This window comes from Castellaniella sp., from assembly GCF_034675845.1.
Lineage (GTDB): Bacteria > Pseudomonadota > Gammaproteobacteria > Burkholderiales > Burkholderiaceae_B > Castellaniella.
This window is the reverse complement of record NZ_JAUCCU010000001.1, coordinates 1,968,957-1,991,601: the sequence shown is the minus strand read 5'-3', so window position 1 is coordinate 1,991,601 and position 22,645 is coordinate 1,968,957. Positions and strand designations below refer to the sequence as shown.

Annotated in this window: 25 protein-coding genes, 1 tRNA gene, 4 pseudogenes and 1 other annotated feature; of the genes and pseudogenes, 11 read left to right on the top strand and 19 right to left on the bottom strand. The window is 57.2% G+C overall.

Going from position 1 to position 22,645, the window contains the following annotated elements; genetic code table 11:
• Positions 1–2 precede the first annotated feature (2 nt).
• Together VDP81_RS09650 and VDP81_RS09645 are read right to left on the bottom strand one after the other, a co-directional pair.
• Positions 3–614: a TRAP transporter small permease subunit gene (locus VDP81_RS09650; protein WP_322996115.1), complete on the bottom strand. Its 612-nt coding sequence runs from the start codon at positions 612–614 to the stop codon at positions 3–5.
• Between the two features lie 123 nt (positions 615–737).
• The gene (locus VDP81_RS09645; RefSeq protein ID WP_322996114.1) at positions 738–1,832 is read right to left on the bottom strand and encodes a TRAP transporter substrate-binding protein; all 1,095 of its coding nucleotides are present in this window, start codon (positions 1,830–1,832) and stop codon (positions 738–740) included.
• A gap of 190 nt (positions 1,833–2,022) precedes the next feature.
• Between VDP81_RS09645 and VDP81_RS09640 the strand changes: the two genes are divergently transcribed.
• Complete coding sequence (locus VDP81_RS09640; RefSeq protein WP_322996113.1) at positions 2,023–3,213, top strand: MFS transporter; 1,191 nt, start codon at positions 2,023–2,025, stop codon at positions 3,211–3,213.
• Here the strand turns inward: VDP81_RS09640 and VDP81_RS09635 are convergent.
• From VDP81_RS09635 to hemA, 6 genes and pseudogenes are all read right to left on the bottom strand, one after another.
• On the bottom strand, positions 3,210–4,409 hold the full coding sequence (locus VDP81_RS09635; protein ID WP_323012163.1) for an HD-GYP domain-containing protein: 1,200 nt from the start codon (positions 4,407–4,409) through the stop codon (positions 3,210–3,212). The two genes, VDP81_RS09640 and VDP81_RS09635, sit on opposite strands and share 4 nt — an antisense overlap.
• Positions 4,410–4,438: 29 nt before the next feature.
• Positions 4,439–5,047 carry a UbiX family flavin prenyltransferase gene (locus VDP81_RS09630; RefSeq protein WP_322996111.1) on the bottom strand — a complete coding sequence of 203 codons (609 nt, stop codon included), beginning with the start codon at positions 5,045–5,047 and terminating at the stop codon, positions 4,439–4,441.
• Positions 5,047–5,388 carry a Grx4 family monothiol glutaredoxin gene (gene grxD / locus VDP81_RS09625; protein WP_322996110.1) on the bottom strand — a complete coding sequence of 114 codons (342 nt, stop codon included), beginning with the start codon at positions 5,386–5,388 and terminating at the stop codon, positions 5,047–5,049. Before grxD ends, VDP81_RS09630 begins: the two co-directional genes overlap by 1 nt.
• 19 nt (positions 5,389–5,407) lie before the next feature.
• Positions 5,408–6,229 carry a peptide chain release factor N(5)-glutamine methyltransferase gene (gene prmC / locus VDP81_RS09620; protein WP_323012162.1) on the bottom strand — a complete coding sequence of 274 codons (822 nt, stop codon included), beginning with the start codon at positions 6,227–6,229 and terminating at the stop codon, positions 5,408–5,410.
• A gap of 5 nt (positions 6,230–6,234) precedes the next feature.
• Positions 6,235–7,315 (bottom strand): annotated as a pseudogene (prfA, locus tag VDP81_RS09615) (peptide chain release factor 1).
• An 87-nt stretch (positions 7,316–7,402) separates the two neighbouring features.
• Positions 7,403–8,686, bottom strand: coding sequence for a glutamyl-tRNA reductase (gene hemA, locus VDP81_RS09610; protein ID WP_323012161.1), 1,284 nt, complete (start codon positions 8,684–8,686; stop codon positions 7,403–7,405).
• A 119-nt stretch (positions 8,687–8,805) separates the two neighbouring features.
• On the opposite strand from hemA, the gene VDP81_RS09605 reads away from it, so the two are divergent.
• Positions 8,806–8,881: transfer RNA gene (locus VDP81_RS09605), tRNA-Phe, on the top strand.
• Between the two features lie 301 nt (positions 8,882–9,182).
• Entirely contained in the window at positions 9,183–10,058 is an 876-nt protein-coding gene (locus tag VDP81_RS09600) for a restriction endonuclease (RefSeq protein ID WP_323012160.1), read from the top strand.
• Between the two features lie 97 nt (positions 10,059–10,155).
• Here VDP81_RS09600 and VDP81_RS09595 read toward each other — a convergent pair whose 3' ends face one another.
• Complete coding sequence (locus VDP81_RS09595; protein WP_323012159.1) at positions 10,156–11,382, bottom strand: hypothetical protein; 1,227 nt, start codon at positions 11,380–11,382, stop codon at positions 10,156–10,158.
• A gap of 356 nt (positions 11,383–11,738) precedes the next feature.
• Here VDP81_RS09595 and VDP81_RS09590 point away from each other — a divergent pair.
• From VDP81_RS09590 to VDP81_RS09575, 4 genes and pseudogenes are all read left to right on the top strand, one after another.
• Positions 11,739–12,478, top strand: a pseudogene (locus VDP81_RS09590) (IS3 family transposase); the annotation flags it as partial.
• Positions 12,017–12,133, top strand: a sequence feature (AL1L pseudoknot). It overlaps the preceding pseudogene by 117 nt.
• Positions 12,479–13,150: 672 nt before the next feature.
• Positions 13,151–14,683, top strand: coding sequence for a group II intron reverse transcriptase/maturase (gene ltrA, locus VDP81_RS09585; RefSeq protein ID WP_323012158.1), 1,533 nt, complete (start codon positions 13,151–13,153; stop codon positions 14,681–14,683).
• A gap of 83 nt (positions 14,684–14,766) precedes the next feature.
• Positions 14,767–15,267: pseudogene (locus VDP81_RS09580) on the top strand (IS3 family transposase); the annotation flags it as partial.
• A 120-nt stretch (positions 15,268–15,387) separates the two neighbouring features.
• On the top strand, positions 15,388–15,531 hold the full coding sequence (locus VDP81_RS09575; RefSeq protein ID WP_323012157.1) for a hypothetical protein: 144 nt from the start codon (positions 15,388–15,390) through the stop codon (positions 15,529–15,531).
• 17 nt (positions 15,532–15,548) lie between these two features.
• On the opposite strand, the gene VDP81_RS09570 is transcribed toward VDP81_RS09575, so the two are convergent.
• From VDP81_RS09570 to VDP81_RS09540, 7 genes and pseudogenes are all read right to left on the bottom strand, one after another.
• The gene (locus tag VDP81_RS09570) at positions 15,549–15,683 is read right to left on the bottom strand and encodes a hypothetical protein (RefSeq protein ID WP_322996097.1); all 135 of its coding nucleotides are present in this window, start codon (positions 15,681–15,683) and stop codon (positions 15,549–15,551) included.
• Complete coding sequence (locus VDP81_RS09565; RefSeq protein ID WP_416233226.1) at positions 15,670–15,969, bottom strand: HigA family addiction module antitoxin; 300 nt, start codon at positions 15,967–15,969, stop codon at positions 15,670–15,672. The genes VDP81_RS09570 and VDP81_RS09565 overlap by 14 nt, the downstream gene beginning before the upstream one ends.
• A gap of 9 nt (positions 15,970–15,978) precedes the next feature.
• Positions 15,979–16,113, bottom strand: a pseudogene (locus tag VDP81_RS09560) (type II toxin-antitoxin system RelE/ParE family toxin); the annotation flags it as partial.
• 40 nt (positions 16,114–16,153) lie between these two features.
• Positions 16,154–16,447, bottom strand: a complete 294-nt coding sequence (locus tag VDP81_RS09555; RefSeq protein ID WP_323012156.1) for a HigA family addiction module antitoxin — start codon at positions 16,445–16,447, stop codon at positions 16,154–16,156.
• Complete coding sequence (locus VDP81_RS09550) at positions 16,447–16,725, bottom strand: type II toxin-antitoxin system RelE/ParE family toxin (protein WP_323012155.1); 279 nt, start codon at positions 16,723–16,725, stop codon at positions 16,447–16,449. Before VDP81_RS09550 ends, VDP81_RS09555 begins: the two co-directional genes overlap by 1 nt.
• A 155-nt stretch (positions 16,726–16,880) precedes the next feature.
• Positions 16,881–18,049, bottom strand: a protein-coding gene (locus tag VDP81_RS09545; protein WP_323012413.1) for an IS3 family transposase whose coding sequence is annotated in 2 segments (ribosomal slippage) — positions 16,881–17,830 and positions 17,830–18,049 — 1,170 coding nt in all. Because the reading frame shifts where the segments join, the coding sequence is not laid out codon by codon here.
• Between the two features lie 356 nt (positions 18,050–18,405).
• The gene (locus VDP81_RS09540) at positions 18,406–19,329 is read right to left on the bottom strand and encodes an HNH endonuclease (RefSeq protein ID WP_322996094.1); all 924 of its coding nucleotides are present in this window, start codon (positions 19,327–19,329) and stop codon (positions 18,406–18,408) included.
• 139 nt (positions 19,330–19,468) lie between these two features.
• Between VDP81_RS09540 and VDP81_RS09535 the strand changes: the two genes are divergently transcribed.
• From VDP81_RS09535 to VDP81_RS09525, 3 genes are all read left to right on the top strand, one after another.
• Positions 19,469–19,600: a hypothetical protein gene (locus VDP81_RS09535; RefSeq protein ID WP_322996093.1), complete on the top strand. Its 132-nt coding sequence runs from the start codon at positions 19,469–19,471 to the stop codon at positions 19,598–19,600.
• A gap of 237 nt (positions 19,601–19,837) precedes the next feature.
• Entirely contained in the window at positions 19,838–20,080 is a 243-nt protein-coding gene (locus VDP81_RS09530; protein WP_323012154.1) for a hypothetical protein, read from the top strand.
• A 12-nt stretch (positions 20,081–20,092) separates the two neighbouring features.
• A complete protein-coding gene (locus VDP81_RS09525) occupies positions 20,093–20,443 on the top strand; it encodes a hypothetical protein (RefSeq protein ID WP_323012153.1) in 351 nt (116 codons plus the stop codon).
• Positions 20,444–20,468: 25 nt separating this feature from the next.
• Here VDP81_RS09525 and VDP81_RS09520 read toward each other — a convergent pair whose 3' ends face one another.
• From VDP81_RS09520 to VDP81_RS09510, 3 genes are all read right to left on the bottom strand, one after another.
• The gene (locus VDP81_RS09520; protein WP_322996091.1) at positions 20,469–20,768 is read right to left on the bottom strand and encodes a HigA family addiction module antitoxin; all 300 of its coding nucleotides are present in this window, start codon (positions 20,766–20,768) and stop codon (positions 20,469–20,471) included.
• Between the two features lie 10 nt (positions 20,769–20,778).
• Positions 20,779–21,060 (bottom strand): type II toxin-antitoxin system RelE/ParE family toxin, encoded by a 282-nt coding sequence (locus tag VDP81_RS09515; protein ID WP_322996090.1) that lies wholly within the window; start codon positions 21,058–21,060, stop codon positions 20,779–20,781.
• Between the two features lie 334 nt (positions 21,061–21,394).
• Entirely contained in the window at positions 21,395–21,949 is a 555-nt protein-coding gene (locus tag VDP81_RS09510) for a hypothetical protein (RefSeq protein ID WP_323012152.1), read from the bottom strand.
• A 262-nt stretch (positions 21,950–22,211) separates the two neighbouring features.
• Between VDP81_RS09510 and VDP81_RS09505 the strand changes: the two genes are divergently transcribed.
• Positions 22,212–22,619 carry a HigA family addiction module antitoxin gene (locus tag VDP81_RS09505; protein WP_323012151.1) on the top strand — a complete coding sequence of 136 codons (408 nt, stop codon included), beginning with the start codon at positions 22,212–22,214 and terminating at the stop codon, positions 22,617–22,619.
• Positions 22,620–22,645 lie beyond the last annotated feature (26 nt).

The following is a 22,645-nucleotide window of genomic DNA, read 5'->3' as shown; positions in this document are numbered from 1 at the left end:
GCTCAAGCCTCCTTGTGCGAGGTAACCTCGCGTTGCGTGGCCTGGCGGACGATTTCTTCAGCCAGTTCTTCCTCGGCTGATTTACCCTTGTGGACTTCGCGGGGGTCGGCACACAAGCCCTGCAAAAAGCCGACACACTTGATCAGGTGTGAAATCCCGGCGGCCAACAACAAGCCAAAGCCGATCGGCAACAAGAGCTTGGCGGGCCAGCGGATCAAGCCTCCGGCATTGGAGGACTGCTCCATATTTTCGAAAGCATCCATGAAAAAAGGCCAGGAATGCCACATGATCAAAGCTGCCATAGGCAGCAGAAAAAACACAGTCCCGATGATTTCCAGGTAGACCTGGGTGCGGCGGGAAAAGCGCGAAGCCAGCACGTCCACGCGGACGTGCTCATTTTTCAGCAGGGTGTAGCCGGCAGCCAGCAAAAAGACGCCGCCAAACAGATACCACTGCAATTCGAGCCAAGCGTTGGAACTGACGTTGAATAGTTTGCGTACCGTCGCGTTGGTGGCGCTGACGAGCACGGCAATCAGAATCAACCAGGTCACCGCCTGACCCACGCGGCGATTGATCGAGTCGATCAGCCGCGACAGGGCAAGGAGTACATTCATGGTGAGAGCCAATGAGAAGTTTGAAACAACCGGACGCGCGCTAGCCCCCGTTTACGCGGAGGCTAGTTCAAGAACCGACGTTAATGACGCCGGCCCGGGAGGGCCGGGGAGGCGTCATGGCTTTTATTTATTGGATACCGTCGTGGCCATGTATTGGTCGAAGCTGCCTTCAGCAATACGGAACCAGGGGATTTCGTGATCCAGGAAGCCTTTGTAGTCTTCGTAGATTTTCTTGAAGCCGGAGTCCTTGGCGGAGAGTTCGCCGTACAGTTCCTGAGAAGCCTTATAGCAGGCATCCATCACGGGCTTGGGGAAAACGCGCAGCTTTGCGCCTTCGCCGATCAGGCGTTTGAGCGCGTTGGGGTTTTCGGCGTCATAGGTGGCGATCATGACGTTGCTGGCCAGCGACGTCGCCTGATCCAGAATGGCCTGATAGTGTTTCGGCAGGGCTTCGTATTTGTCCTTGTTCACGTACAAGGACACCTGCAGCGTGCCTTCCCACCAACCGGGGAAATAGTAGTACGGAGCCACGCGGTGGAAACCCAGTTTCTCGTCGTCATAGGGGCCGATCCATTCGGCAGCGTCGATGGTGCCTTTTTCCAGGGAAGGATAGATATCCCCCCCGGCAATCTGCTGCGGCACCACGCCGAGTTTCATCAACACGGCACCGGCAAACGCAGCGGTGCGGAATTTAAGGCCCTGCAGGTCTTCGACGGTTTTGACTTCCTTGCGGAACCAGCCGCCCATCTGGGTGCCTGTATAGCCGCAGGGAAAGTTGACGATATTGAATTTCGCGAAGAGTTCTCGCAGCAGCGTGGTGCCATTGCCCTTGCGCATCCAGGCATTGTACTGGCGAGTGTTCAGGCCAAACGGCACCGCACCGTCAAAGCACAGGGCGGGGTCTTTGCCGTAGTAATAGTAAGACGCCGTGTGGCCGCATTCGACGGTTCCGTTTTGCACGCCATCCAGCACGCCCAGGGCAGGCAGGAGTTCGCCGCCGGGGAAGACGCGAATCTGGAATTTTCCATCCGTGGCTTCGGACACATATTTGGCCAGGTGCTCACCACCCGAATAGATGGCGTCGGCACTGCGAGGGAAACTGGACGCCAGGCGCCAGCTAAGGGTGGGAGATTCTTGGGCGAAGGCGGGAGCGGCCAAGGTGGTGCCGCCAGCGGCCACGCCAAAGGCGGCCTTCTTGAGAAAGGAACGACGTTGCATGAGAGAGAGCCCCTAAGAGTTAAGATAAATCCCGGTTTTTTTACCGTTTTTTAATTGAAACGAGAGCTCAGGAATTTTGCGCCTTTTCCGCTATTCAGCACAATCGGTAATAACACCGATCATTCAGGCCTAATACACTCTGCGACAAGCACTGTGAGACAATGAAATATTCCTTTTCCTCCATCGTGCCGTGCCCACCTCCCCCGATCATTTCAGCCTGCGTGCTATCGCCCTGCCGGCCTTTGGCCCTTCCCTGTTGTTCGGTTTTGGCGAAGGTGCCATCTTCCCCATTTTGGCCCTCAGCGCCCGCGATCTGGGCGCCAGCTCGGCCACTGCCGGGCTGATCGTTGCATTGGTCGGGGTCGGATCGCTATTGGCCAACCTTCCCGCAGCAGCACTCGCCACCCGCTATGGCGAACGCCGCGCCATGGTAGGCGCAGCGATCTTCAGCCTGTTGGGGCTGATTCTGTGCCTGCTGGCAAACAGCCCCTGGCTGCTCGGGCTGGGGGTGTTCATGGTAGGGCTGGCCAGCGCCGTGTTCTTGCTGGCCCGCCAAACCTATCTGGTCGAGGCAGTGCCGCTGCACATGCGCGCCCGAGCCATGTCCACGCTGGGCGGCACCATGCGCATCGGCATGTTTGTCGGGCCTTTTGCCAGCGCGGGAGCCATCCATTTCATGGGCCTGTCGGGAGCGTATTGGGTAGCGGCGCTCGCCATGCTGGGCGCAGGCCTGGTGTCCCTGGCGGTCCCTGACCTGGCGCCCAAAACCAGTTCCATCGGGAAACCCGCCCCCAGGCTCAGCATGTCGGCCATGGCCAGACAACATGCTCACGTCCTGCTGACCCTGGGAATCGGTACGGCGCTGGTGGCTGCCCTGCGCGCCTGCCGCCAGATCGTGATTCCGCTCTGGGCCGATCACATCGGCCTGGATGCCGCCACCACCGCCATGATCTACGGTTTGATGGGGGCGGTGGACATGCTGCTGTTTTATCCCGCTGGGCGCGTCATGGATATCCATGGGCGATTGTGGGTCGCACTGCCCTGCATGCTAGTCATGGGACTGAGCATGATGGCGATCCCCTTGACCAGCGACTGGGTCAGCTTGTTGATCGTGTGCCTGGCCCTGGGTTTTGGCAATGGCATCGGATCGGGCATTGTCATGACGATAGGCGCGGATGCGTCACCTGCGGCAGGTCGCACTGTCTTTCTGGGCATCTGGCGGCAGATCACCGACATCGGCGGCAGTGGCGGGCCATTGCTGCTGTCCGGCCTGACCGCCGTCGCCTCGTTGGCCAGCGGCATCGTGGCCGTTGGCAGCCTGGGCATGGTGGCCGCCTGGATGTTCTGGCGCTGGCTACCGCGCGGGCGGCCGTTGGTCTAGCCCATAATCGGCGGCACAGGCAGGCCGGACTGCGCCCAATCCACCGGCGCACGCACCGGTAGCACGCCACTGCCGCAGTCAGGATCGGACAAATCCACCCGACGTTCGGGGATGGCATGCGCCCAGCGGATAGAGTAGAAAACCTTGACGATGGGCTGCTCGGGCAGATCGGGGTTTTGGGCCACGACCAAGCCCAGTTCGCTATTGATCAGACTGATGATGGAACCCACGGGATAGCGTCCCATTGCCCGCACAAAAGCCCCCAACACATCCATATCGAACTGCCCTTCGGACTTCAGCATTTTATACAGGGCAAAGGCGGGGTCCCAGCCTTTGCGATAGGGCTGGCTGGACGTCATTTCATCGTAAAAATTGCAGATGGCCGCCATCCGCGACAGCAGGCCGATTTGCTTGCCCGCCAGCTTGTCGGGAAAACCCGTGCCGTCCATGCGTTCGTGGTGGTGCAGACAGACTTCGATGACCTCGGGTGGAACCGAGGGATCGGCCCGCAACACCGCCGCGCCTGCCTCTGGGTGCCGATGCAGAATTTCCTGCGGAGCCTGGATAATGCGGCCTGCCTTGCCGGCCATCTCTGCAGGATCGCGGATTTTACCGATATCGTGCAGCAGTCCCGCCATTCCCGCCATGCGCACATGCGCCTCTGATAGGCGCATGGCACGCGCCAAAGAAGTCATCAGGGCGGCCACTGCCACCGAATGCGCATATAGGTATTGATCGGCCTTTTTCAGGCGCGACAGGCTGGTCAACGCATCCGGGTGCCCATCGATGGAGTCCGACATCTCCTGCACCAAGCCCTGCAACTGGGTCAGATCGATACGACCGCCCACGTCGACATCGCCAAACAACTGCTGGACTTGCTCGCGAGACTCGTCAATGATTTCCCGGGCATCATCAAAGGATTGCTTTTCGGCCTCGGCCGCAGACACCACGGGCGCACTGATCTGAACAGCAGTAGCCGCGGCCGCCTGTGCGGCTGGATCAGCATCTGCCGTGTCCAAGCCGCGATTGGTATCAATCAGCACCCACTCCAGGTTGGACTCATGCAGCTTGCGCAGCTTGCGATCATTGGAAACCAGGAAACGCGAACGCCAGAATCCATGCGTCAGAAATGACCCACCCAAATCCTGGATATACATGCCAGTACGCAACTGAGCAATCGGAACCTTCTTGATCATGGGGCTATCGAAAAAGAGTCTTGAACGGATCAGATTGTATTGAAAGCCTGCCCAGTTTGCTTACTGGGAGCATCCATGCCCTCCCAGCGCGGGCCAGGCACATGAATATCGAACAGATCCAGCACCCGGATAACCGTGTGATCGATCATCTCATCAAGACTGGTTGGGCGCATGTAAAACGCCGGCAATGGAGGGAAAATCACCCCGCCCATCTCGGTGACAGCAGTCATGTTGCGCAAGTGCGCCAAATTAAATGGCGTTTCGCGCACCATCAACACCAGACGGCGGCGTTCCTTGAGGGTGACATCCGCTGCCCGGGTAATAAGATTGTCGGACAGCCCATGGGCGACCGCCGCCAGCGTCCGCATGGAGCATGGCACGACGACCATGCCCATGGTGGAAAAACTGCCGCTGGCCAGCGTTGCACCGACATCGCGCGGGCTATAGACATGGTCAGCCAAGGCATGCACGTCCTGGCGGTTAAGGCCGAGTTCATGGCGGATATTGAGCACGCCCGAGGGCGATACCACCAGATGGGTTTCAATCCCCTGGGTGCGTGCCAAAACCAGCAGACGCAGGGCATATTGCGCCCCCGTGGCCCCGCTGATACCAACTGCCAGCCGACGCGGCTGGGCCATTATTCAATGGCCCCGGCGTCCTTGATCAAAGTGGCCAGTTCGCCGCTGGCGTGCAGTTCGTTCATGATGTCGGTGCCGCCAACGAATTCGCCCTTGACGTAGAGCTGGGGAATTGTGGGCCAGCTGGCGTAGTCCTTGATGCCCTGGCGGACCTCGGCGTCCTCGAGCACATTGACGGTGACCAGCTTGGTGACGCCGATTTCCTTCAGGATCTGAATGGCACGTCCGGAAAATCCGCATTGCGGAAACTGTGCCGTACCCTTCATGAAAAGGACGATAGGGTGACTGGTGACGGTCTCGCGGATGAAGTTGTGGACTTCGGATTGCACTGCTTCGCTCATGGTGGTCTCTGTGTAAAGTTCAGGCCGGCCAGCGGCCCCAGGTAATGCGTTCGATGCCAGCCAGATCCCGCAGGCTGGCAACTGCGATAAAGCCCATCGTCTGAAACAAAGTCCGCACTGGGGCGGCTTGGTCCCAACCGTGTTCAACACACAAGGCCCCACCCGGCAACAAATGCCCGGGGGCGCCTTGCACGATACAGCGCAGGGCATCCAGCCCATCGGCACCATCCGTGAGGGCGGTGACAGGCTCAAAGCGCAGATCACCCTGCACCAGGTGGGTATCCTGTGCGTCGATATAGGGCGGGTTCGAGACAATCAGGTGATAACGCTTCGAACCCAACTGACTATCGTACCAATTCCCGTGGGAAAACAATAGCTTTGCCCCTAGACTGCGTGCGTTCATTTGAGCGATTTTCAGGGCATCCAGGCTCAGATCCGTTGCCTGAACCTGGGCATCCGGGCGATCCAGGGCAATGGAAATCGCCACGATGCCACTGCCCGTCCCCAGATCCAGCACGTGGGGGCCAGCAGTATCGGCAATGGCATTCAAGGCGCATTCGACTAAAAACTCAGTCTCTGGCCGGGGAATCAGCACGGCGGGCGTCACCTGGAAGTCTCGCCCCCAGAATTCCCGATGGCCCAGGATATACGCCATGGGCTCGCCCGCCACCCGGCGAGCCTCCAGGACTTGATAAGCAGCCAGTGCGGCTGGGCTCAGGGGGTCAGTATCATGCGCCAGCAACCACGCCCGCGACACACCCAGCACCTGCTGCCATAACATCTGAAACTCCAGGCGCGGCAAAGGACTGGCGGCCAGGCAAGTGCGCAGGCTGGGGCTCATGCGGATCAGTCCAGCGCCAGGGCGGCCAGTTGCTCGGCCTGATGTTCGGCCAGCAGGGCATTGGTCAGCTCGGTCAAATCACCATCCATGATCTGGGCAAGCTTATACAGGGTCAGATTGATGCGGTGATCGGTCATCCGCCCCTGGGGAAAGTTATACGTGCGAATGCGTTCGGACCGATCGCCCGAACCCACCAGGCTTTTGCGTTGGGCGGCCTCGCGGGCATGGACTTCCTGCTGCTGGCGGTCTTTCAGACGTGCCGCCAGCACCTGCATGGCCTTATCCTTATTGCGATGCTGTGAACGGTCATCCTGACATTCGACCACCAGCCCCGTGGGCAAGTGCGTGATACGCACCGCCGAATCGGTCTTGTTGATATGCTGCCCGCCTGCCCCGCTGGCGCGAAAAGTATCAATCCTCAGATCGTTGGCGTTGATCTGAATATCCGACTGGGCATCGGCCTCGGGCATCACCGCCACCGTGCAGGCCGATGTATGCACCCGGCCCTGGGACTCGGTCTCCGGCACTCGTTGCACACGATGCGCGCCGGACTCAAATTTCAGTTGACCGTACACGCCATCGCCCTCGATGTGGGCAATGACTTCTTTGTAGCCCCCGATCTCAGCCGGACTCTCGGAGATGAGCTCGACCCGCCAGCCCCGGGTTTCGGCATAACGGGCATACATGCGCAGCAAATCTCCGGCAAACAGCGCGCTCTCGTCCCCCCCCCGTCCCTGCGCGAATTTCCAGAAAAACGCTGCGATCATCATCGGGGTCCTTGGGCAGCAGCAAGATCTGCAGATCGGATTCCAGTTGTTGCATGCGTTCATCAGCCCCGGCCAGCTCTTCCTGGGCCAGCTCCTTCATATCAGGGTCAGCCAGCATCTCGCGGGCGGTTTCCTGATCGGCGCAGACTCGTTCCCAGGCGGTAAAGACCTCGACCACCGGCTCAAGCTCGGCGCGTTCGCGGGTCAGCTTGCGAAATCGATCCATGTCGTCGGCACCATCCGGTTCAGCCAGCATGGCGTCGATTTCCGCCAAGCGGTGACTAAGCTGTTCCAGACGGCTGCGCATCGAGATTTTCATAGGGAGAGGGAGGGTTTTGGGGGTTGAAAAAGGCACGATCCGCTGCATCGGCAGGCGGATCGACAGACAGGCAAAGGGACAGCGTCGCTACCGGCGACGCGTAGTAGTACCAGCCTCGGGCAGCAGGCGCGGCAGCAAGGCCAGCATCTGGTCGCGCTCTGCGCCCTCGCTGCGGTTCAGTGCCGACAGCGGCCCATGCATGTATTTATGCGTCAGGCTATAGGCCAAGTATTCCAGAACTTCCTGGGGGTCGTCGCCTCGCGCCAACAGACGCCGGGCACGATCCAATTCTGCCAGGCGCAACGCATCGGCGGACTGCTGGTAGTCGATGATGGCCGGCACGATGGCGCGATTGGACAGCCAGTGCATGAAATGCTGGACACGGGCCTCGATGATGGCCTCGGCCTGCACCACGGCGGCACGTCGCGCATCGGTGCCCGACTGCACCATCCGGCCCAGATCATCCACCGTGTACAGATAGACATCCGCCAAGCGCGCGATTTCGGGTTCTATGTCGCGCGGCACAGCCAAGTCCACCATGACCATGGGGCGGTGGCGCCGCAAGCGCGCAGCCCTTTCCACCATCCCCAGACCGAGGATGGGCAAGGATGAGGCCGTACAGGAAACGACCACATCGTATTCGGCCAGATGATCCGGCAAGGCGGAGAGCTTCAGGGTGCGGGCATCGAACTGCGTCGCCAGCAACTGGGCGCGTTCCAGGGTGCGATTGGCTACCGCGATCTGACGCGGCTGCACCGCCGCAAAATGGGTGGCACAAAGCTGGATCATTTCGCCCGCGCCGATGAACAAGACATTGGCGCCGGACAGATCGCCCAGCACGCGCTGGGCCAAGCGCACGGCCGCCGCCGCCATGGAGACCGAATGGGCCCCAATGGCGGTCTGGGAACGGACTTCCTTGGCCACGGAAAAGGTGCGCTGGAACAACTGGTGCAGCAGGGTGCCCAGCGTGCCGGCCTGTTCGGCGGCACGCACCGCATTTTTCATCTGGCCCAGGATCTGGGGTTCACCCAGCACCATGGAGTCCAGGCCGCTGGCCACGCGAAACGCATGCCGCACGGCATCGTTGTGCTGGTATTGGTACAGGTGAGGCACCAGCTGACCGGCTTCCAGACGATTGAAATCCGCCAGCCAGGCAGGGATTTTTTCGCCCACGCCCGGATCAGCCGCACAGTAGATTTCAGTGCGATTACAGGTAGACAGGATCGCGGCCTCGCGCACCGAGGAACCAAACGCAGTGCGCAAGGCCGACAGGGCGGGCTTCAGGAGGTCGACCGGAAACGACACGCGTTCGCGCACGGACACCGGCGCGGATACATGATTCAGGCCAAAGGTAAGGACATCAACGGACATGCCGCAGAAAGCTTCTGATAAGGAGACTGCCACATTATAGGTCGCCCATAGGGTCTTGGGCCATTTTTTAGCCCCCCTTGCTGCAAAGCAGGAAAAAATCGTGTAATATTCGTCGTCTTGGCCCGGTAGCTCAGTCGGTAGAGCAGAGGATTGAAAATCCTTGTGTCGGTGGTTCGATTCCGCCCCGGGCCACCAGTTACAACTAACCCAACGGTTCTCCGTTGGGTTTTTTGTTGGCTGGAGGGGCAGGATTGGCGGGGGTTTGCGGGTTGGGCTCGCGAGCGTGGAGGTGCTGGGTGGTCTGGTTCCGGTCCTGTCTGGCCTCTCTGTTCTCGGTTTTTATCTCTTTGCCTCGCGAGCGCGCGCAAGGTCGTGGCTAGGGTTTATGCGGGTTTCGGGGCGGCGGGTTGGTGCTGGAGATTGGTGGGCGGGGACGACCCGTATTCAACTCTGGTGATACGATATCTCGGTCCAAGAATAGAACAAGGATCGAGGCATGGGAGGCCACAACGAAGGTGCGCAGTTCGTCAACTGGTTCGGACCGCTACTGGACGCACTGCGCAAGCTGGGTGGCTCGGGATCGCCCGACGAGGTGGTCGACCAAATCGCGGCCGACCACGCGGTATCCGACGATGCCCAAAACGAGCTGACATCCTCTGGCCAACCACGCTTCAAGAACCAGGTCGCCTGGGCGCGGTTCTATTTAACGAAGGAAGGGCTGCTGGGCTCATCCAGACGCGGGATTTGGAGCCTGACCGAGCGCGGACGCGCCACCACACTGACCTATGAACAGGCCCACGACATCTTCCGTCGCTGGGTTGCAATCTTCCAGGAGCAACGCCGCACAAAGACGGCCGATACCGTCTCGATGGAAGAACAGACCGTCGAAGAAGCCGAAACCCCGACGGGGGACTACCGAGCGGCCATTCTGGACATCATGCGCAATCTACCGCCCGCCGGATTCGAGCGCCTGTCACAGCGCCTGCTGCGCGAGGCCGGATTCATCCATGTCGAGGTCACCGGCCAAAGCAACGATGGCGGCATCGACGGCCATGGCATCCTGCAGGTCAACCCGCTGGTGTCCTTCAAAGTGCTATTTCAATGCAAGCGTTACGCCAATTCTGTCACGCCGTCCATCGTGCGAGACTTTAGAGGTGCCATGTCGGGCCGCGCCGACAAGGGCATCATCATTACCACGGGAACTTTCACAGCCGAAGCTCGCCGCGAAGCCAGTCGTGATGGCGCTCCCCCCATTGAGCTGGTCGACAGCGAGAAGCTGATCGACATGCTGGAGAATCTGGAACTGGGGTTGAAGCCAGTGACCACCTACGAAGTCGACGAAAAGTTTTTTGCGGAATTCACGGCGCGATAATGCTGAAAAACATCTTTGCTGACATGCTCCCTGCCGTATAAATACCGAGATCATCCCGCATCCTGGACAGCGGAAATGGTTAAACCACGGAAACTGTTCAGCGTTTCCCGAGTTTCAGCCCCACATCAAACAGTTTTTCAGCTTCTCTTAGCATGCGCTCACCGAAATCACAATGCTCAATGAACTTACTTAGTGCCTCTATGCTTCGCTTATTAGCGGAGAGCATGACCCCACTTAGCCGCGGTTGCGTCTCGTGCAATCCCTTCACATATCCATCCATCGCTTTACTGTTCTCTCGAAGCTGTGTCCGCAGCTTGCCAATATCATTACTTACACAGTCCACTTTGGTATGTGGAACCGCTATGGAAATAGCAGCCAGTCCCAGAATGTTTTCAATGAAATTGGAGAAGGCCTGTTCATAATTAGCCTCAAAACGCTCAGTTTGCTCTGCAAAACTCATCAGCGCGGCTGTAATCTCCAAGGTAGATCGCTTCATGAACTCAAAAGTTAGTTCCTCGTCAGACATACTCCGCACTTGCTTAGCTCGACGCTTATTCTGGGATAGATGCTGAGATAGAGTACTTGCAAACCTGACACACAAGTCGGCAAGAAGGCTACTGCCCCTCTTAACGCTAGCCGTATATTCTGCATAGCGGGAGAGCAATCCTCGATAATCTGGGTGCTCAACATCGAAACGATATGGGAATCGTTTCGACCAATTCTGAATATGACGGGTTAGATGGATACGGACGAGTTTTCCAAACTGCTCTGAAGCTTCAAATTCCCAATAAAGCAAGCCATCCTTTGCGACCGTCCTACGAAAATCTTGAACTGCCCTAATTTGCGTTTCCTCGACAGCCTCGTTCGGAGGACGCCCTTGCTTAAAATAAAGCAGCAATTGAGGTTCCCCCGTCACACGATGTCGATTTAAAGCACGTTCATATTCCTCTACTGTTCCTGAAGCTGCTCTTTTCGTGGGCGTGCCAAACCGATTCCACATAATCCCAACAAATAAATCGTATTTTTCTCCGATCTGCTCATTTATCACGTCTTGCCCATCTCTACCGATGGCAGGATAGGCATGCGTCTCCCATCGAAGTAGCTTGACATAAACTCCAAGTTCGTCGCTCCATAGATCATTCCACTCAGTGACAAACGCATCGACGTAATATCGTTCTTCGCCAACATCAGTGGGGCTAGCGAGAAAAACCTTCAGGACTCGTTCAATTTTTGGCATCGGTCGATTTTTGAATTGCACACAACGAATATCGTATAAATAGATGGCGACGAAGGCTCCTCGACAAAAACCACCAACGAATAGCATGGATCAAGAAATGCAGCGATCACTTACAAGGCAACTCGCCTCTTGGAGGCAGCACTCGGAAACCGTGATCCGTTGGTAAGCCCTCCCGGTCAACTATCCAATTACTCCGTCTGCACATTGTTAGTCTGATACGACAGTTTTGCCGTCTCGGCAAAATGGGGAATCAGCGCCCACCGGTCTAATGCTAACTCATGGATGCCAGTAGTGGCTCGGATAAAAGGCTTCAGGGAGTGTGGATGGATCTCAGGCTCCTACCGCCGAGACGGGTTCTGGTAGCCAATATGTCGGTCCCGTTCGATCCCGGCCTGAATCCCCCCGGGTTTTGAGGAGGCTCCAACCTTTGAGAGAATGGAGCTATGACGAACCAATCATCTTTTTCCCCTGAAGTGCGTGAACGTGCCGTACGGTTGGTGCAGGAGCACCGCGAAGAATATCCATCCCTATGGGCAGCGGTGGGCTCAATTGCGCCCAAGATCGGCTGCAATCAATCAACGCTGCTTACCTGGGTCAAACGCTCCGAGACGGACAACGGCACTCGCCCTGGGGTCACCAGCGAGGAACGAGAGCGCGTCAAGGCCCTGGAGCGTGAGGTCAAGGAACTGCGCCGAGCCAACGAGATACTGAAGACGGCCAGCGCTTTTTTCGCCCAGGCGGCGCTCGACCGCGAACTGAAGAAATAAACGCTTATATCGATCAGCATCGTGATCTGTATGGGGTCGAGCCGATCTGCAAGGTGTTGCAGGTCGCCCCATCAGCCTACAGGCTTCATGCCGCCCGGTGCCGCAACCCAGCGCTGCGTAGCAACCGGGCCAAACAGGATGAACAGCGAATGATTGAGATACGGCGCATCTGGAAGCAGAACTTCGAGGTCTATGGGGCACATAAGGTCTGGCGACAGATGCACCGGGAGAACCTGCCCATCGCCCGTTGCACCGTAGAGCGGCTCATGGGCCGCTTGGGCATCGAGGGCGTGCGTCGTGGCAAACGGATACGCACAACGGTTCCCGACACCACACGACCCAGCCCCCGCGACCTGGTGCGTCGGGCTTTCCACGCTGATCGCCCTAATAGCCTCTGGGTAGCAGACTTCACCTATGGTACGCCCAGCCAGCGTAGCCCGCCTGCATGGGGGTGAAGCTGCTTGAGCATGTTTGGAATGCAGTACCCGGAGACGTTAAACGTTGCAGTACCGGGGCATGCCCTTTCTCTGCTGCGAGAGAAAGTGAGCCGAAGCGGCGGTGACTTGCCGACACTGGCAAGGTGACGAAGTCCGTGGGAAACGGGGCTTGCGGCGAAGCGGTTACGCCAAGATGAGTCTCTAGGCTGAGCATGGGACGGTTGAGGAACACGAACCTGTTAAATCGCATCTGAGGGTTGAAATGTCACCCCTGCCCACACCGCTTTACGGGCAGGACGCGAACTGGAGCTGGGCACACGTAGGGTCCAGCGCCACGAGTGCTGCTTGGATAGGTATGCTGAGCAGCAGGGAACCGCGGGGAGCGCGCAGCTAGACCGCAGTATTTGCGACGACTTGCGACAAGCAAGGATAAAGACTGCGACAGGCAACCTCACCCATGCGTTTTTTTTAAGTCCAGCATGTGAACTGGGGAAGGCTTGCACAAATGCCAAGGGAGTGTGCCCCCGATGATGTGCAGGCTGGCGGAGCCCGCGTAGTAGTCCGAGGCTGGGAAAGCCAGCCACATGGCGAAGGCGGGCAGTTTAAGTGGTTTGTTGAGTTGATTAACTGACCATAGTGAGGTGAAGACCTTTGATAATCAGTGAAATGCAAAGCAAACTGGCGACATGGTCAACGGAGGACAAAGAACGCAAGTTCGATCGACTCCTGAGACTTGTTGCTGACAGGTCTTGGTTGAGTGAAGCGGCCCGTATTACGCTGGCCTCCAGCGGGGCTCGCACGCCGGGCGTGGACGGGGTCGATAAACGCATGATGGAAGCGTATCTCCATGATGAGCTATCGACGATACGTGACGAACTGTTAGCGGGCTCGTACAGCCCTCTACCCGCACGACGCGTGTATATACCGAAAGCGAACGGCAAGCTCAGGCCACTTGGCATTCCGAGCCTGCGGGATCGGATCGTGCAACGGGCCATGCTGATGGTCATGGAGCCGATATGGGAAAGCGATTTCCACCCGGTTTCCTATGGCTTTAGGCCGGCCCGTAGCGTTCATCATGCGATTCGCACGGTGAAGCTTCAGTTGCAAGATGGTGGTGAACAAAGTGCCGCCGGACGCTGGGTAATCGAGGGCGATCTCGCCAGCTACTTCGATACGGTGCATCATCGCTTGCTGATGAAGGGAATCCGAAAGCGGATCGCCGACCAGCGCTTCCTTGCCCTGCTCTGGAAGCTCATCAAGGCGGGCTGCGTTGATCGCGATCTGTTCTGTGCTTCGAGCAAAGGAGTTCCTCAGGGCGGTGTCATCTCACCCCTGTTATCCAACATCATGCTGCATGAGTTCGATGCGTGGATGGAGGCGAACTACCTGAATAAGAAGGTGCGCAGGGATCGGTGGGCGTGGAACTTCGGCATTCTCAAGCAGCGGCCCATTGCTGTGCGGGAAAACCGGCAATGGATACCTGCTGTAGCCTATTGCCGGTACGCCGATGATTTTGTGATCGTAGTCAAGGGAACTCGTGAACATGCTGAGACCGTACGTGAAGCATGTCGCGGATTCCTTGAAGGCGAACTGAGGCTCACGCTGAATATGGAGAAAACCCATATTACGCATGTAAATGACGGCTTCGTCTTCCTGGGTCACCGAATCATCCGCAAGCGTGGACCACGCGGTCGCATGCGACCTGTGACGACGATTCCGTGGGAGAAGTACCGGGGTTTTGCCGAAAGACTGGCCAAGCAATTGTCTGGCAACTACAGTATGAATCGGATGGATCTCATAGAAAGCCTAAACCGGCAAATTGCTGGCTGGGCTGCCTTCTATCAATACACCGACTACACGGCCACCGTGTTTAGAAAACTGGACCGAACTATCTTCTGGAAATTCGGGTACTGGCTCGCGCGCAAGTATCGGCGCGGATTCCGGTCACTGATGCGTGACTACATCCGAGCACCAGAGCCGGGACAGGCTACGACATGGGTACTACAAGGCCAAAACAGTCGAGGCTGGTATGGGGCGGTGGCGCTTCGGCGTCTTGTTACCAGCCGCAAGGGTCAATTCCGGTGGCGTATGCCACCGGAAAATCCATACATCATGCGTGATGAGATACGCAGAACCATTGAATCGCGTTATGTCGATGTCGCCTTTGCTATGAGCAACACTTGAATGAAGAGCCGGATGCGCTGAGAGGTGCACGTCCGGTTCGGAGAGGAGAGGCAGGGAAATAGTTCGACTACGCCCTGTCTCTTACTCTACTGTCGACCTGGCAGGGATGGCTATATGTGGCATTTGTGATCGATACCTATGCCAAACGCATCGTCGGCTGGCGCACCAGTTCGCGGATGACCACAGACTTTGTGCTGGATGCCCTGGAGCAAGCGCTCTATGACCGGCGTCCCGATCCGGCCGGGGGGCTTGTGCACCATTCGGATCGTGGCTCGCAGTACGTCTCGATCCGGTACTCAGAACGGCTGGGTGAGGCAGGAATCAGCCCTTCGGTGGGCGCTACGGGCGATGCCTACGACAACGCATTGGCCGAGACCCTCAATGGTCTATATAAAACCGAGCTGATCCATAGGCGCGGCCCCTGGAAAACCAAGGCTGCCGTTGAACTGGCAACCTTGGAATGGGTCTCCTGGTTCAATCACCAACGCCTGATGGAATCGATTGGTGATATCCCGCCAGCCGAGGCTGAACAAAGGTACTATCAACAACTCGCAGCCCGGGCTGCAGAGCCTGTTTTACTTTGACCAAACAGCCTCCGCGATTCCCGGGGCGATTCAGACAAAGAGTCTTTAACTTCAACATCAGAACGGCCTGCAGGCCAAGTTGTCGACAACCCCGACAAGACCAACCGAGGATGAACGCCCGTGGCCGACAAAATCAAACTCTTCGACGCTCACCAGGTTCGGGCCGAATGGGATGCAGACCACGAAAAATGGTGGTTCTCAGTGGTGGATATTATTGCCATCCTGACTGACCAGCCTGACCACAAAAAGGTCAAAAACTACTAGAAATGGCTAAAAACAAGCTAGTTGCAGAAGGCAGCCAGTTGCTTAGTACCACTCACCAACTGAAACTGGTAGCCGCCGATGGCAAGCGCTACAAAACCGACGCCGCTGATACAGAACAAGTCCTGCGCCTCATCCAGTCTACGCATGCGCATGATGCTGCGCCACCGTCACATCCAGCACACGCCCAGAGTGCTCTGCCTGCCACAAGTCATAGTCTGCCTGCATTTGCAACCACATGATGGCTGTCGGGGCGGGAATCCACTTGGCCAACCGCAAAGCAAGCTCTGGCGTCACGCCAGACCGCCCGTTGATGAACCGGGAAAACTGTACACGCGATACGCCTAACTGTGCAGCAGCTTCGGTTACGGTGAGTTCCAATGCGGGCAGCACGTCGTCTTTCAGCAGGCTGCCCGGGTGGGGGGGATTGTGCATCCTCATGATGCGCTCCTAATGATAATCCTGATAGTCGACCAAAATGACATCCGACCCATCAAAGGCAAACGTCAGCCGCCAGTTGCCATTGACCCAGACTGACCTGTGTCCTCGGAGTTCCAAACCCTTCAGCGGATGCAGACGCCAGCCGGAGTGGGGTGGATTGTGCATCTGCACAGTGAGCACCAGATCAGGCTTCGACCAATTCCAGCCTACTGACGCCGGACAGATCCAAGTGTTGCTTGGCCACCCAGAGATCATGCGCATCCTGCATCGCCAGCCAGCTTTGCGGGCTGCGACCCAGCGCCTTGGAGAGACGCAGAGCCATATCCGGAGTCACGCGACTGGTGCCCTTGAGCATCCGGCTGACCGTTGATGGCGCAACATCGAGACGAGAAGCCAGCGTTCGCGTACTGATGCCGTAGGGCGCGAGATAAATCTCGGTAATGAACTCACCAGGATGCGGAGGGTTGTACATGATCATCAGTGATAATCCTCATAGTCGATGACGGACGCATCACCATCGACAAACTCAAACGTGATGCGCCAGTTCCCGTTGACAGTCACGGCCCACCGGCCTTTCTGTTCACCCTTAAGCGGATGCAGACGAAAACCAGGCAAATCCATATCATCAATTGTGATTGCCGTGTCCAAGGCGGTCAGCTGCATACGCAAGCGCCTGACATGGCTTGCCTGAACGCCTGCGGCACTACCGGTCTCAAAGAAAAGGCGAAGGCCTTTGTGACGAAATGACTTGATCATTTTTATGGTAGCCGCTCGCTGCGCAACGCGCAACATTCTCTGGATACTACCCTCTACTACCTATTCACTCTAACTATGCCCATTTCGCATGGAGAACCCGTTTTGAACCAGGGGTGTAAAGTGGACCCATCTGTCAAGACAGATTTCATCCGGGTTTAAGCTAAATCCATTGCTTCTACTGCAGCCGAACGGCGCTGCCCCGATGCGACCGGGCTGGAAGGATTTCCGTCCCGGTCAAAGTGATTAGCAATCCTGGCGCCGCCGCCAATACCATCGGCATAGACCTCGTCAGGAGTGCGGTTTCCCAGTCCCTGATGGGGCCGCTCGCCGTTGTAGAACGCGAAGTATTCGACCAGTCCGAGCGTGAGCTCAGCCACCGTACTGTAGCCCTTCAGGTAGATGTCCTCGTGCTTGAGGCTACGCCAGAGCCGTTCCACAAAGATGTTGTCCAGCGCACGCCCGTCCATGCTGATGGCGATCCCGGCAACTCTAAGCACGCCGGTGAAGGCCTCGCTCGTAAACTGAGAACCCTGATCGCTGTTGAAGATCTCCGGACATCCATGCTGATCCAATGCTTCCTGTAGACAGTCCACGCAGAACGCCGTGTCCATGCTGTTGGAGATGCGCCAGGCCAGTACCCGTCGAGAGTACCAGTCGATGACAGCCACCAGGTAGACAAACCCACGCGCCAGCCGGATATAGGTGATATCAGTGCTCCAGACCTGATTGGGCCGCACGATCTGCAAACCTCGCAGCAGGTACGGATAGATCTTGTGCTGGGGGTGTGGATGACTGGTTGCCGGACCCGGCGCCATACCTGCCAGGCCCATGACGCGCATCAGACGCTGCACCCGTTTGCGGTTCACTTCGTGGCCCCCACGCTGCAGAAATACCACCATGCGGCGGCTGCCGTAGAACGGGTGGCGGGTGTACTCCTCGTCGATCAGCCGCATGTACAGCAAGTCTTCATCACTGGCCAGATTGGCGGGCCTGCGGCCATAGAAAGTTGCCCGGGGCACCTGCGCGAGCTCGCACTGGCGAGTAATCGGCAGGGACGTGTCCTGCATGACCCAGTTCATCCGTACGTCTGCGTTCATAGTCCGGACTTTTTTTTGAGCCAATCCAATTCCATCTTCAGGCGCCCGATCTCGCTGTACAAGCGGTCCTCGTCGGCGTGCTCTGCAGGCTTTGGGCCACGCTTGCTGGCAAACAGCGTGGCTGCCTGTTCCTGGATTGCCTTCTTCCACTGGCTGACCACCACGGGATGCACACCGTACTGTTGTCCTATTTCGTTGAGCGTCTTCTCCCCGCGGATCGCTTCCATGCCCACCTTCGCCTTGAATTCTGCGCTGTGAACCTTGCGTTTCTTAACCTCTGTCACGCTGCTTTCCTCCTCGGATTACAGCTTAAACCGCTGTCTCGATTCCGGGGTCCACTTTAGTGGGCATGATCACCGGCCAGCCATCAAGCGAAATTGGGCTCTACCTCATAAAAGTAAAAATAGTTACTTGGCCAGCAAGCCTGCCGGGTTGGACCCAAAGGCCCCACGCGACAGGGGATGGGTGACCGACCTCAACCGAGCAGCCTATAGCTATGCATATTCGCGCACTACGTCCAGCATCTGGGATCTACTGAAGATATTCCTTGAAAACTGCAAGTAGCCTTCCAACGAAGGTCAGATTATCCAGGAAACCCATAAAACTTTCGGTGCGCACGAAGATATGGCTTATGCCGTTCTGCCACCATTCGCAGACGACACCCACGACCTACGCCAAGCAGCGCAAGCGATGCCTCCGATACTGATGGAGCAAATAGGACTTCCCCACTGTCAGAAAACGAAATCAACCCTGCATCAAAGAGCTGATCAAATACAGCAGAAAGCAGAAGACCGTTGTACTCATCAAGCCGCTCCCCATGATGGGATAGCGCCCACGGCTTTGCATGAGATGCAACAAGGACAGCTCGAATATCACACCCAGTCACTGCACATTTTCCGTCCCACAGTTGCAGCAGCTTGCGTCGATAAGCACCCTGACCGATACGTGCGTTGACTAGCGTCCTACGCTCGGTTTCCGACATGCTCTGTACCGAAGGGTCATCAGCGAGCTCAAGGGCTGCGCCAACATACTGGTAGTCCACCACGTCAGCATCGTGCTCTACCTCGACGCCGAGATCAGCAAGTAACTCGAGATCTCCGCAGTGCGGTCTGACTAGGCCACGCTGCACTAATGCACCAAAAAGCTGAGGCAACACACCCCATTGAAACTGCCCCACCTTCCCTGTACCGATGCCGTAAGCAAGGGCCTGCACCTGATTTGGCAAACCATTAATTCCGAAATATATGGCAAACAAGCGACCAAGGCGACCATACTGTAGGTTTGCTGTTCCGTAGGAATCGTAACCGCCCAAAGCGGCGATCTGGGCCATGGTCATCACTTGGAGAGCCGCCGATGCATGACCAACCAGCATGGCCAGTTGACTTCGAGTTATTTTTGGCAAAATCTCATCGAGTGCTGCAGCATAATCCTCTACCGTCAGCGCATCAATTTGATCAAAAAGATCCACGGAGGAAAGATCGGACTCCTGCGTTTTTCCCTTTGCCATGAGTACCCTCCCGTAATATCACATCAACGCAGCGTCAACAGCGTCATGAGAATAGCACCCGATAGCTCACAAGCACTGGTCATCATGAGCCTTTCACTATAGGATTTAATCCCACATCCATTGACAGGGAAAATCAGCCATGCGTTCAACCCAGCAATTCAGCATTACCCTGCCCAACGAGATGACAGACAAACGGCAGGAAGTCCGCGAGGACGTCACAGCAGCCTACGCCAAGAACGCTCACTTGGGATTCCAGATCTACTATCTGTGACATGACAGCAAGCGCAAATACGTCCCGGACTACCTGGTGCGACTGGCCAGTGGCAAGATGCTGGTGCTGGGATGCGGTGAAAGGAGAACACGCGCGGATGGACGATATGATTGGGCATCATACGGGTGCGGGCAAGGTGACGGGGCCCCTATCGGAGAAGGCGGGCCATCGACATCAGAGCAATCCGCAAGCCAAGTTGTCGGAAATCCTGACGGGTTCAATCGGGGATGCACGCCCATGACGGACAAAATCAAACTCTTTGACACCCACCAGGTCCGGGCCGAATGGGATACAGACCACGAGAAGTGGTGGTTCTCGGTGGTGGATATTGTTGCCGTCCTCACGGAAAGCGTAGATGCAACTGCCTACTGGCGCAAGCTCAAGCAGCGCCTGAAAGCAGAAGGCAATCAAACCGTGACAGGCTGTCACGGTTTGAAGATGCAAGCAGCCGACGGCAAGCAACGCCTGACCGATGAATAGGACAAGGCAGGTGTGCAGCAAGGGCAAGAATATGCGGCACTGACGGACCTGATGAGCCGCGTCTGGAGCGACCTGAGCACCCGTGAATACAAGCAGCACAAAGGGCTGAAAAAAGAAAACCTGCGTGACAACATGACCAACACCGAATTGGTGCTGAACATGCTGGCCGAAGTGGCTGCCACGGATATCTCATTGGTGCGCAACCCCCAGGGCCTGGCCGAGAGCGCTACGGTGGCCGCCGAAGGCGCACAAACCGCCAAGGCAGCCCGCCTGCAGTTGGAGAAAAGCACTGGGCAGCCGGTCGTCAGCCGATTGAATGCAGAGGGACTAGGAACAGGAAAAATCGAGCGCAGAAAGAAATGAGCCGATTGCCCGGCCTCACATCTAGCTATGCCTGCGCATGATGCTGCGCCGCCGTCACATCCAGCACACGCCCAGAGTGTTCGGCCTGCCACAAGTCATAGTCAGCCTGCATCTGCAACCACATGATGGCTGTCGGGGCGGGTATCCACTTGGCCAGACGCAAAGCAAGCTCTGGCGTCACGCCAGACCGCCCGTTGATGAACCGGGAAAACTGTACACGCGACACGCCCAACTGCGTGGCAGCTTCGGTCACGGTGAGATCCAACGCTGGCAGCACGTCTTCTTTCAGCAGGCTGCCTGGGTGAGGTGGGTTGTGCATCCGCATGCATGCGCTCCTAGTGATAATCCTGATAGTCGACCAAAATGGCGTCCTGCCCATCAAAGGCAAAGGTCAGGCGCCAGTTGCCATTGACCCAGACCGACCAGTGCCCCCGTAGCTCCAGACCCTTCAGCGGATGCAGCCGCCAGCCTGGCACATCCATGTCCTCTGGCCTGGTAGCGCGGTTCAACGCCATCAGCTGACGCTGCAAGCGAGAAGCATGAGCGGCCTGAATCTTCGCCTTCGACCCTGTCTCGAAGAACAGCTCAACGCCTTTGTGTCGAAAGCTTTTGATCATACGGCATTGTATCTTGTATAGATACACGACGCAATATCGGTCCTGTCCTTTACCCGGCAGTTCTAACCATACCTATTTCGCATGGAGAATGCGTTGTGATTCAGGCCCCTACTCCACCACCAAGTACATCAAGCCCAATCGTTTTCGGTTGGGCTTTTTGTCGTGTGCGCCAGTGTTGGCGGGGGTTTGAGGGTTGAGCTCTTGGCACAACAAGGGGTGATAGCCAGCATTTATGCGGGCTCCAAGCCGCCCAGTTGGAGAGGGAAACCACTATGGAAACGGTACGCAACTCCAACCACAGCCCCGGATTTTCAGCCCCTAGCGCCAAACCACCTCACTGGACTACCAAAGTCTTGAACTCAGCTGAGCTCACCGCCTTACCAACCAAGTCCTGTACGGCAGGCATAAGCGCCTGGGCCGTCTGATTGCAGGCTGTCTCTCCGTAATAACTTGTCGTATAGGGGTAAGACTCTGTCAGGCTCATTGATCTGCCATTGCTCGACTTCAGCGTCAGCCGCATGTCCCAGTGCCCCCCTGTCGATGAAAAATCAACGGCATCAAGGTTGCCTGAAATTGCAGTGGCTGCGTCGGGCGCGTAGATTTCAGCCATCTTCATCTCGTCGACCATCGCCTTCTTGATGTAGCTCGCAAACGACTCCCCATCCGACGTCTTGATCGGACCGACACCTCTGCACATGATCTCGGCAAGATCCGCCCCTGTCTTCTCATTCTTCGGTGATGATGTGAACTCGCCAACGCCTACCGTCTGCCCCTGCAATGACCGCAACGCCACGACATTATCTGCAGAAATGGCATACCTACTGACCGAATAAGTCGAGCAACCAGCAAGCGCCGCAAGGGCCACGGCCCCAATCATCATCTTCACCATATTGATCCCCTCAGTATTGAATTATAGGGATGCGCAACGCCGTCTATGGCAACACGCATCTCACGTCAGGGAAAGATACTGCCACTTGTAATTGACATCGATGACTTGATAGCCTGACCATACTATGGCTGACTCCACAATGCAGCGAACCCTTTCTGAGGAATTGCACGAATGCCCCCGAGCAGGCGCTGTCTGTTGTGGAAGTCCGAAAACACCTAGCCGCAAAATATCGTGGCTGACTACCGCAACAGCCTCAACCCGAATGAAAAAGACCATGATTCAGTGGTTGCGGAATTTGCAACCACTGCCACCGACGGGAAAACCTACCAGGTCGAGCCTACGCCGCACACGGCCAAACAGCTGCCGAGATCATCTCCCATGGGAGGTAAAACCGCAGGGCGCTGGCAAGGTCAGCCACCGGGATGCGCTGACCCACGCAGAGATGAACCTGCCAGGCTTCGATCTACAGCATCCCGGCATGACTCTAAAGGCAGACGTCATCGTACCGTTACACCTCACCGTCAGTGAAGCCGCTGAAAAACTGGGCGTATCTCGCCATTCCCTCTCACGAGTGCTTAACGGCAAGGCTGCAATCAGCTTCAAGCTGGCGATCCGCCTGGAGACAGCCCACGTCAAAGTAGCCCGCCTCATGAATCCCCTACCGGTTTGATCATGCAAGTTGCGCGTAATGTATCC

Coding starts and splice junctions, on each gene's coding strand:
- VDP81_RS09515 (WP_322996090.1), bottom strand. CDS start 21,060: ATGATCAAAAGCTTTCGACACAAAGGCGTTGAGCTGTTCTTCGAGACA.
- prmC (WP_323012162.1), bottom strand. CDS start 6,229: ATGAGCCCCAGCCTGCGCACTTGCCTGGCCGCCAGTCCTTTGCCGCGC.
- VDP81_RS09650 (WP_322996115.1), bottom strand. CDS start 614: ATGAATGTACTCCTTGCCCTGTCGCGGCTGATCGACTCGATCAATCGC.
- VDP81_RS09510 (WP_323012152.1), bottom strand. CDS start 21,949: ATGGTGAAGATGATGATTGGGGCCGTGGCCCTTGCGGCGCTTGCTGGT.
- VDP81_RS09540 (WP_322996094.1), bottom strand. CDS start 19,329: ATGGCAAAGGGAAAAACGCAGGAGTCCGATCTTTCCTCCGTGGATCTT.
- VDP81_RS09505 (WP_323012151.1), top strand. CDS start 22,212: ATGAAAAAGACCATGATTCAGTGGTTGCGGAATTTGCAACCACTGCCA.
- VDP81_RS09550 (WP_323012155.1), bottom strand. CDS start 16,725: ATGATCAAGTCATTTCGTCACAAAGGCCTTCGCCTTTTCTTTGAGACC.
- VDP81_RS09565 (WP_416233226.1), bottom strand. CDS start 15,969: ATGAGGATGCACAATCCCCCCCACCCGGGCAGCCTGCTGAAAGACGAC.
- hemA (WP_323012161.1), bottom strand. CDS start 8,686: ATGTCCGTTGATGTCCTTACCTTTGGCCTGAATCATGTATCCGCGCCG.
- VDP81_RS09555 (WP_323012156.1), bottom strand. CDS start 16,447: ATGATCATGTACAACCCTCCGCATCCTGGTGAGTTCATTACCGAGATT.
- VDP81_RS09630 (WP_322996111.1), bottom strand. CDS start 5,047: ATGGCCCAGCCGCGTCGGCTGGCAGTTGGTATCAGCGGGGCCACGGGG.
- VDP81_RS09535 (WP_322996093.1), top strand. CDS start 19,469: ATGCGTTCAACCCAGCAATTCAGCATTACCCTGCCCAACGAGATGACA.
- VDP81_RS09570 (WP_322996097.1), bottom strand. CDS start 15,683: ATGCGCATGCGTAGACTGGATGAGGCGCAGGACTTGTTCTGTATCAGC.
- VDP81_RS09530 (WP_323012154.1), top strand. CDS start 19,838: ATGACGGACAAAATCAAACTCTTTGACACCCACCAGGTCCGGGCCGAA.
- VDP81_RS09600 (WP_323012160.1), top strand. CDS start 9,183: ATGGGAGGCCACAACGAAGGTGCGCAGTTCGTCAACTGGTTCGGACCG.
- VDP81_RS09645 (WP_322996114.1), bottom strand. CDS start 1,832: ATGCAACGTCGTTCCTTTCTCAAGAAGGCCGCCTTTGGCGTGGCCGCT.
- VDP81_RS09595 (WP_323012159.1), bottom strand. CDS start 11,382: ATGCTATTCGTTGGTGGTTTTTGTCGAGGAGCCTTCGTCGCCATCTAT.
- grxD (WP_322996110.1), bottom strand. CDS start 5,388: ATGAGCGAAGCAGTGCAATCCGAAGTCCACAACTTCATCCGCGAGACC.
- VDP81_RS09635 (WP_323012163.1), bottom strand. CDS start 4,409: ATGATCAAGAAGGTTCCGATTGCTCAGTTGCGTACTGGCATGTATATC.
- VDP81_RS09520 (WP_322996091.1), bottom strand. CDS start 20,768: ATGCGGATGCACAACCCACCTCACCCAGGCAGCCTGCTGAAAGAAGAC.